The organism is Desulfosarcina cetonica JCM 12296, from assembly GCF_001311845.1.
GTDB lineage: Bacteria > Desulfobacterota > Desulfobacteria > Desulfobacterales > Desulfosarcinaceae > Desulfosarcina > Desulfosarcina cetonica.
Window position 1 is genome coordinate 1 of the sequence record NZ_BBCC01000234.1, and the last position, 8,745, is coordinate 8,745.

Here is an 8,745-nt window from a genome sequence, read left to right on the forward strand (position 1 = left end):
CCATCGGATTATACATTACTTTCGGCGCCGGTGCGCCAATCTCTCTTGCATCTCCAATAGTGCGCCTGGTCGGCCTACTTATCGCGAGTATCGCAGGCATCCTGCTTCTGCATGAACCCCTTACTATCCGATATATCATCGGGATGTTGCTCGCCTTTTGCGGGGTGGCTCTGATTATTACAAGATAAAAAGCATTGTAGTAGGAGGCTGCTCACGAAACAGAAAAAATAGTACGCTAATCATTGCCGAACATTCATAACGGCTGGAACCGAGCCCTGCTCGACCTGCTTGTTTTGCAGCCAGATTGATTACCAGAGATACAAATAGTGTTCACAACGTCTCATAATGGATTGAAAAGACAACTATTCCTGTCTCTCCGATACTTGACCTCCATATATCAATCAGTGGAAAAAGCCTTGTTGATAGTGGCCATCAATGCTTCAGAGCTAAATGGTTTGGCGATATAATCACAAGCCCCTATCTCCATGGCGGCTTCCAAGTAATTCTGTGAGCCGACCTTCCAGCCGCCTGAAATGGCAATTATTTTGATCTCTTTATGTTCTCTTTTTAAATCAAAGATTGTTTCCAACCCCTCTTTTTCCGGCATGAAAAGATCCATGATGACCAAGTCCGGATGATGATCGTTGAACCGCTCAATGGCTTCATTTCCGTCGCAAGCCTGAAGCACCGTGAAGCCAGCGCGTTCGAGGATTCTACGCAAAGCATCCCTGGCATTAGCATCATCATCAACAATTAGTATTGATTTCATTGGCATAGTAAACACAAAATCAAATAGAAGTTGTCACATGGGTATTAGGCACCGATCACCGAGTCATTTGGTAAAGACGCCCTTTAGGCCTGGTGAAGCCCCTTCTTTACGATCCCATCTGAGGAAGTGACCCGAAAATCGGGTCACTTCGTAATCATGGATATTTCCCCGCATAGGGTAGGTTGCTTTATACGTCCTCACTCGCGTGGGGAGATGTCTCCGGACGTCCGCCAAAGCGTATCGCTTTGTAGGTCAACAGCGCCGCAATGACCGCCGGTAACGCCCCCAGGAGGATGAAGACCATATCCGCCGGCATGCGCAACCACTCAAGCAAACGGACATGTTCCTGGCCCGTGTAGGCCATGCTGCGAGCGTGCCAGTAGCCGTTTTCCATGACGTCCCACAACTGCATGACCCCGCCGGGCAGCAAGTTGCTGATCACCATCAGGGCCAAACCGATGTTGAGGCCCCAGAAAGAGACTCGGATAAATTTCTCGGGTTTCTCCCACTGTTCGTCGGTAAGAACCTGGCGAAGGGTCAGAATCATCAGGGCAATGGCCAGCATGCCGAACGCGCCCATCAGGGCTGCGTGCCCATGGTTGGGGGTCAACATGGTACCGGCTTCGAAGTAGCTGACCATGGGCATATTGATAAGGAAACCGAAGATTCCCGCACCCACGAAGTTCCAGAAACCGACCGCCATGAGGAAATAGAACGCCCACTTGTGAGGAATCACCAACCCCTTGTTGTCAGCCTCGCCCTTGGTCCCTGTCAGGCGGATGAAGTCCCATGCGTCCAATGTCAAAAGGGTCAACGGCACCACCTCTAACGCTGAGAACAAGGCCGCGAATGCCATGGTGATGCTGGATTGACCGGTCCAGTACCAGTGGTGGGCGGTTCCCACCATGCCGCCGGCCAGAAAGATGATCGCATCCAGGTAGATGATACGCGTGGCGGTGATCCTTGATACCACCCCCAGCTGGAAAAAGGTTACGGCCACCATAACGGTGACGAACAGCTCGAAAAAGCCCTCCACCCAGAGGTGGATGATCCAAAAACGCCAGATATCCACGATGGAGAAGTTGGTGGTGCTGTTGAAGAAAAAGGCCGGCAGGTAGAAAAAGGGAATGGCCACTGCCCCACCAAGAAAAAGGAGAATCACTTCACGGCGTCGTGGATCCCGTTTACTGTCCTTGATATTGCGGTAAAGCAAGAATAGCCACCACAGCAGACCGACGACCAAAAGGGCCTGCCAAAAGCGCCCCAGGTCGAGGTATTCCCAGCCCTGGTCGCCGAAGATCGACCAATATTCCCCAAATTGCTGGTGAACCCCAAAGAGCTCACCCAGCAGGCTGCCCACCACCACGACCACCAACGCCCAGAACAGGAAATGGGTACCGGCGGACTGCCCCCGGGGTTCCTTGTCGCCCAGGGTGGAAGACAGCAGCAACCCCCCGGCTACGAATGCGGTCGCGATCCAGAACAGGGCCAGCTGAACATGCCAGGTGCGCAGGACATTGCTGGGGAAAATCCCGGTCAGATCGAAGCCATAGAAACTGCCCGGGTCGGCCCGGAAATGTGCCAGCGCGCCGCCCACCAGCGTCTGAGCCAGGAAAAGCAGCGAGACGATCACGAAAAACTTCACAATTGCCCGCTGGCTCGGCGTGGTCTCACCGGGCAGCATCTGTGGCTGTGGACGCGTATGTTCGCCCTTCCACCCGAGATAATCGAATTTCCCGAAAATGAAGAGCACCGCGGCCAGCCCGGCCAACAACATAATGACACTCAAGGCGCTCCAGAGGATCGCATCGCTCGAAATCGTGTTGCCCGCCAAAGGATCATAGGGAAAGTTATTGGTGTAGGAAAAGGCTTTCCCCGGTCTCCTGGCGATTGATGCCCAGGCGGTCCAGGCGAAAAAGGCTGTCAATTTCTCCACGGGTTCGCGCTTGCCGATAAAACCTGCCGGCAGACCGGCGGTCTTGGCCGGACCGGATGCCAGGTACGCCTCCCAGCGTTCGATCTGGTCCAAGTAGGACGCTTTTTCCGGATCCGTGAACACCAGCGCGCCCGTGGCCGGATCATAGCGGTTGATTTGCAGCAACTGTTGCACTTCCGCGTTAACCGCCGCGCGATTGGCGTCGGATAGTTCCGCCAGTGGTTTGCCGAACATGTGCGGCGCCAATTGTTCGTTGGTCTGAATCGCCAGGGTGTGGAGGTACTCGGCCGTATAATCCGGCCCCATGTAGCCCCCATGCCCCCAGATGGAACCGTTTTGCATCAGCCCGTATTTCAGGAACACCTGCTGCCCGGCCTGGATGTCGTCGCCGGTAAATAGTATCTGGCCTTGCTGGTCGACCACCATTTTGGGTATCGGCGGGGCGTCTCGATAGGCGATCGTGGAAAGGTAGATCAGGATGATGAGTCCGACAATGAACACAAAAAGCGCTCCATAACGCCATCGCGGCGACAGTTTGGCTTCTTCGACCGGCGGGATTTCTTGGACGTCGGACACCGAATTTTCCATGTGATCCTCCTTGTGTGTAGAGTCCTCCGAATAAAGGCTATCCATGATTGACGATCAATCCGGCAACACATGCGAGAAAAAGAAAGGGGCTGCCAGATAGCGCAACCCCAGCATAATACAAGATTGCCTTGCGCCTATCCCAGGATCGCCCTCAGATCCTCGTCGGCTGTCCCGATGGGTTTGATATCGAAGTTTTTCACCAGCGTGTCGAGCACGTTGGGTGTCAGGAATGCGGGCAAGGAAGGCCCCAGCCGGATACCCTTCATACCGAGGTGCAACAACGCCAGCAGCACACAAACCGCCTTCTGCTCATACCAGGAAATTATCAACGATAGCGGGAGCTCGTTGACGCCCATCCCGAACGCATTCGCCAGGGCACTGGCGATCTGGATCGCGGAATAGGCATCGTTGCACTGCCCCACGTCCAGAAGCCGCGGGATACCGCCGATATCGCCCAGCTTTTTATCGAAAAAGCGGAACTTGCCGCAGGCCAGAGTCAACACCACGCAATCCTCGGGCACTTTTTCGACGAATTCCGTATAGTAGTTGCGCCCGGGCTTGGCCCCGTCACAACCGGCCACCAGAAAGAAATGGCGAATGGCTTTACCCTTGACCGCTTCGATAACCTTATCGGCCACCCCGAGGACGGCATTGTGGGCGAAGCCGACGGTCACCTCCCCCTTGTCCGCATCGTCCTCAAACCCCGGCATGGCCAGGGCCGCGTCGATCAACGGCTTGAAATTCTGGTCGGCAATATGAGTGACCCCGGGCCATCCGACCAACCCGCTGGTGAAAATGGTGTCCTTGTACTCATTTTTCGGCCGCTGGATGCAATTGGTGGTCATCAGGATCGGCCCCGGAAAATTGGGGAACTCCTTGATCTGATTCTGCCAGGCCGTTCCGTAATGCCCATAAAAATGGCCGTACTGTTTGAGTTTGGGATAGCCGTGCGTGGGCAGCATTTCTCCATGGGTGTAGATATTGATTCCTTTGCCTTCCGCCTGCTTGAGCAATGCATCAAGATCCTGCAGGTCATGCCCTGAAATCAGGATGGCTTTCCCTTTTTTGTGGCCGAGCGGCACTTGGGTCGGTACCGGGTGGCCGTAGGTCTCGGTATTGCCCCGATCGAGCAGTTCCATTGCCTTGACGGCGGCACCGCCGCATTTAAGGGCCATGTCGACCCATTGCGCCGTGTCCATGTCCGTTCGTTGAAGGGCAGCCAGGCCCTCATGGACATACGCGTAAACGCTGTCGTCCTCCTGCCCGAGGATCTGCGCGTGATCCGCATAGGCCGAAACGCCCTTGATGCCAAAAAGCACGGTATGCTTGAGGGATAGAATATCCGGATTGTCGGCGGGGTAGGACTTTAGACCGACCGCCTCGGCCTGGGTGAGCAGCCCTTCCATCGTTTTTTCGGGTATGAAGTGAGCGGCTTTGTTCAGTGATGCCAGGTTGCCACCGGCATTTTTTACCTTTGCTTTGAGTTGATCGCGTTTTTCAACAGCCTGCCCAATCAGTTCGACAAACCGATCCGCGTCAAAATCGACATTGGTCAACGTCGAGAATGACGCTTTGACGGTAAACACGTTGACATCGCTATCGGTCACGCCATGCTTGCGGCCTTCCACGGCGACCTGCGACAGCCCCATCAACGAATAAATCAATAAATCTTGCAGTGCCGCCACGTCGGGCTGTTTGCCGCATACCCCTTGAACGGTGCATCCGGTACCCTTTGCGGTCTGTTCGCATTGATAACAAAACATAGGCGTCTCCTTGCATTGAAAGGTGAAATGATGAAACGAACGGGCTTCCGGCCGATGGGGACACTTATTCCCCGCGGATCATGACCAACAGCATCTTAAAGCGTTTTTCGGCGTGCAGGGCATGAGAAATATTGGCTGGCAAGATCAGCATGTCGCCTTTTGAGACGGTCTGTGGTTGATCACCGATGGTGATCCTGGCCTCGCCGTCCAGAACTTGAACGACGGCATCGAAAGGCGCGGTGTGCTCGCAGGGGTCCTGCCCACATTGAACGTAAACAATTTGATATTGCTGATATATTCTTTCAACAATGTTTTGCTGACAACCGATCCATCGGCGTATTCGACATGTTGTTTCAGGTTGAATGCTTTATCTGTCAACATATTTTGAACACCATTCATTATTACTCTCCTTTCAGAATTCGGGCAAGCCCTGCGTTGATCGATACAGAATCGGTCGATGCGGGGATACAAATGGGAGTGGTGACCGGAGAGTTCTTTAACGGTTGTCGATTTCGACAGTCTCATTCCCACAACAGGCATGGCGGCCTTCTTCTCAAGGTTGACGCGCTTTCGACCGGTCTCCGCCGTCGATTCACGTCTCATTTAAAGACAATTCTATCCAGGCTTGGGATGCAAGTCTTTGCGTTAGCGCAAACAACGGGATTATTTTTTTGGAAGAATGAATGGGCATAGGGGAAACGACTGAGGAAGGTTTAACGGGTGCTTTTGTTCCGCGAAGGTGACCAGGGCATACGGATCGGTGGCGACAATCCGTTCACGCCCGGTTTAAAAATTGTTTTTTCTCCCAGGCACTGAGTGTTCGACCGATGGAGAAAAGAGTGGCCCTGGGATAATGGGGTATTCAGACCATATTGATAATCCGCACGCATGCGAAGCTCACAAACTGTTTATTAGCGAACAATATCGCCAAAAATCAACTCGCCTCTCTCCTACATCGAAGAGGGGGGTCTTTCCTGCTTTCCTTTATGGCTGCATCCACGGCCCTATCGATCCAATCGGCGTTGCCTATTGTGAGATCTTTCAGCACATAGACCATTACCGGTAAATTACAGGCCATCTGTTTCAAGTCGTTAAATACCTGCCACCCGGAATTATTTTTAAAGGCGTGGTTGATCAGAATCAAGTCGGGTGTAAAATCACGGGAGCGAGCAGTTGTTTCAGCGACCTCCCTGCTTCGGACGACCTGGTGCTGGTGGCGCAGCAACACCAACGTTAGAAATGCCGAAGCCGCCTTGTTGTCGTCTATAATCAATATCTTTGCCATTGACTTACCTGTTCAATCTCGTTCTCTGTTTAGCCGCCGCTATTCAAGATAGCGTAATCCCATGCCATATCGGCCAGGCGTTCCCTCGGAAAATGCCTGCACCCATTTGACTTCAGCCAGGGACAGGGAGCGCAATCCATCGAAGGACTCCAACCACAATGGCTTTGATTGCGATAGGGTGACACGAAGGACGACAATAGTTCCGGGTGTAAATGTACATGATGTCTCAATGTACGCGCCCCCTCTCGAATAGTTGCGCATGACGCCATCGGTTGGTTGAACGGTTACACTGGTAAAATGCCGGCAGGAGATGGCGGCATCCGTACAAATACGTGGATGAAGTCTGTTGTTGTAGTCATTCATTGCTGGTTTCCCCGAAAAACGATGCGTTAATGCAAAACGGCCTTTCCGTATATACCTCTCAGTGCGATAGCACCCTTTCTAATGTATCTGTAATTTCTGTTATTTTATATGGCTTATAAATAAGACCATCGATAACAGGAGAGGCCTTTAAGATGTTTAGGATATCGGTTTCACACGGACCGGCCATCACGATTACCTTGGTCCCGAAGTGGTTTTCCTTGATGTGATCCGCCAATTCGTACCCGTCGATGAATGGCAGTTGGTACTCGGTAACCACCACGTCGTATGGACCTTGGTTAAGGTAGTAGAGAGCCATCAAGGCATCTTTGGCACTGGTCATCTGGTACCCACCAACATGTTGGATAATCTTTGAAATACGACGAAGAGATACAGGATCATGATCGACGACAAGGATGCGACGGGTATCCAATTGTAAAGGGATTTCATCAGTCACCCGATCGTTCATATGCCCCAATTCGAGTTCTGACGGACGTTTTTGCTTTTTGGGAAGAAGGCCGATCACGCTAAGCATGTACGCTCCTATCTATTTAATTCTAAGCGATGGGAATAAAAAGCGCAACGGGTCGCGAGCGGTACCAGCCCTTTCATTCCAAACGGCTAAACACCATTTTGAACGGCCTGAAAGGGATGGCTCGGCAGTCACCGGGAAAGGATGGTTGAATGATTAAGACCTTAATTTTTGATTGTAAAGCAATTTTAAATGCGGTGGCAAGACGTAAAACTACCCAATTAAGAAAAGAGTAGTTAATTACTTCTACCCATACTGGCTTTGCATCGATGGTCAGGGCGTCAACGCTTCCCACATGTAACGGGCCATGTCCTTAATCACGACTGGCTTGAAAGCCAGCCGACAGTTGTCGAGGTCGGCCCATTTTCCGAACTCCTCGGTGAATCCAGTGTTTAGGATGATAGAAATATCCGGGCGGATTGCTTTGATTCCATAGTTTCCATTTTTTTTGTTCCAAGTATAGTCTATTAATAAACATTAGGTGGTCTAAATCTTATCAGGAGGTTATTGGGCATAGGCACAGTTGAACGGAGAACAAAAAAAAGGACGCCTATTATGCCGAAATATAAGGAACTGCAAAAAAAGATTAAAGAATTAACAAATGCCTTGGCCGACCACAAAAAGGTTGAACAGTCTTTGAAAGACAGCAAGTTCAATCTTGATGTATCCAATAAAATTTTAACCAGCGTGTTGGAAAACACGCACATAAAGGTTGTTTTACTCGATTCACAATTCAATTTTATCTGGGTCAACCGCGCCTATGCTGAGACCTGCGGTTATGAACCGGATTTTTTCCAAGGCAAAAATCATTTCGACCTATATCCCCACCAAGAAAACCAAAAAATATTCCAAAAAGTAGTTGAAACAGGAATTCCTTTTTTTGTGGCGGCCAAACCGTTTGAATTCCCAGATCAACCGGCGAGAGGCGTTACCTATTGGGACTGGAGCTTGATTCCGATCATGGATGAGTGTGGAAACGTGAACGCTCTTGTATTTACCCTGGCGGATGTTACGGACGCAAAAAAAATAGAACAGGAACGAATAAAATGGGAAAACAGGCGACAACTTATCCAAAAAGCGCACAGCCTGAACCAAATGGCCGGAGCGATCGCACATCGGTTCAATAACATTTTGACGGCACTAATAGGCAATCTAGAAATTGCGATTGAAGATCTTCGTTCTGAGGGGAAAACAGTCCAAAATTTAAACGATGCCATTAAAATAGCCTACAAAGCCGCCGAAATAAGCACTCAGATGCTTACCTACGTCGGTCAATCGTTCGAAGGTCAATCGTCAATCGATCTTTCCGCTTTTTGTCGACGAGCGTTGTTGGAGTTAAAGAAGGAAGTGAACTCGAACATTACTCTGGATATTCAATTACCATCCACGGAACTTTTCATTGATGGCAATGAAAAACAAATCCATGAAGCGCTAAAAAATTTGGTATTTAATGCTGCCGAAGCAATCGGCCCCGCTTCAGGAACCATAGGCATAAGGCTCACTACGTGCTCC

Annotated in this window: 10 protein-coding genes; 2 read left to right on the forward strand and 8 right to left on the reverse strand. The window is 51.0% G+C overall.

Features of this window, described 5'->3' with window-relative positions:
• On the forward strand, nucleotides 1–188 hold a 188-nt coding region (locus tag JCM12296_RS42755; RefSeq protein ID WP_218188356.1), incomplete at its 5' end, for a hypothetical protein.
• 209 nt (nucleotides 189–397) lie between these two features.
• Here the strand turns inward: JCM12296_RS42755 and JCM12296_RS30075 are convergent.
• The 8 genes from JCM12296_RS30075 to JCM12296_RS30100 form a co-directional block, all read right to left on the reverse strand.
• Nucleotides 398–769: a response regulator gene (locus tag JCM12296_RS30075; RefSeq protein WP_054700766.1), complete on the reverse strand. Its 372-nt coding sequence runs from the start codon at nucleotides 767–769 to the stop codon at nucleotides 398–400.
• A 187-nt stretch (nucleotides 770–956) separates the two neighbouring features.
• Nucleotides 957–3,293, reverse strand: coding sequence for a nitric-oxide reductase large subunit (locus JCM12296_RS30080; RefSeq protein ID WP_054700757.1), 2,337 nt, complete (start codon nucleotides 3,291–3,293; stop codon nucleotides 957–959).
• 134 nt (nucleotides 3,294–3,427) lie between these two features.
• On the reverse strand, nucleotides 3,428–5,056 hold the full coding sequence (gene hcp, locus JCM12296_RS30085; RefSeq protein ID WP_054700760.1) for a hydroxylamine reductase: 1,629 nt from the start codon (nucleotides 5,054–5,056) through the stop codon (nucleotides 3,428–3,430).
• Between the two features lie 64 nt (nucleotides 5,057–5,120).
• A complete protein-coding gene (locus JCM12296_RS51025; RefSeq protein ID WP_422699192.1) occupies nucleotides 5,121–5,267 on the reverse strand; it encodes a cupin domain-containing protein in 147 nt (48 codons plus the stop codon).
• Nucleotides 5,201–5,659 carry a hypothetical protein gene (locus tag JCM12296_RS46250; RefSeq protein ID WP_246805129.1) on the reverse strand — a complete coding sequence of 153 codons (459 nt, stop codon included), beginning with the start codon at nucleotides 5,657–5,659 and terminating at the stop codon, nucleotides 5,201–5,203. The genes JCM12296_RS51025 and JCM12296_RS46250 overlap by 67 nt, the downstream gene beginning before the upstream one ends.
• A gap of 331 nt (nucleotides 5,660–5,990) precedes the next feature.
• Complete coding sequence (locus tag JCM12296_RS30095) at nucleotides 5,991–6,341, reverse strand: DNA-binding transcriptional response regulator (protein WP_054700762.1); 351 nt, start codon at nucleotides 6,339–6,341, stop codon at nucleotides 5,991–5,993.
• A gap of 39 nt (nucleotides 6,342–6,380) precedes the next feature.
• The gene (locus tag JCM12296_RS39170) at nucleotides 6,381–6,704 is read right to left on the reverse strand and encodes a PilZ domain-containing protein (protein WP_157068021.1); all 324 of its coding nucleotides are present in this window, start codon (nucleotides 6,702–6,704) and stop codon (nucleotides 6,381–6,383) included.
• A gap of 58 nt (nucleotides 6,705–6,762) precedes the next feature.
• Nucleotides 6,763–7,236, reverse strand: a complete 474-nt coding sequence (locus JCM12296_RS30100; RefSeq protein ID WP_054700764.1) for a response regulator — start codon at nucleotides 7,234–7,236, stop codon at nucleotides 6,763–6,765.
• 552 nt (nucleotides 7,237–7,788) lie between these two features.
• Between JCM12296_RS30100 and JCM12296_RS30105 the strand changes: the two genes are divergently transcribed.
• The coding region (locus JCM12296_RS30105; protein ID WP_157068022.1) for a PAS domain S-box protein at nucleotides 7,789–8,745 on the forward strand (957 nt) is incomplete at its 3' end.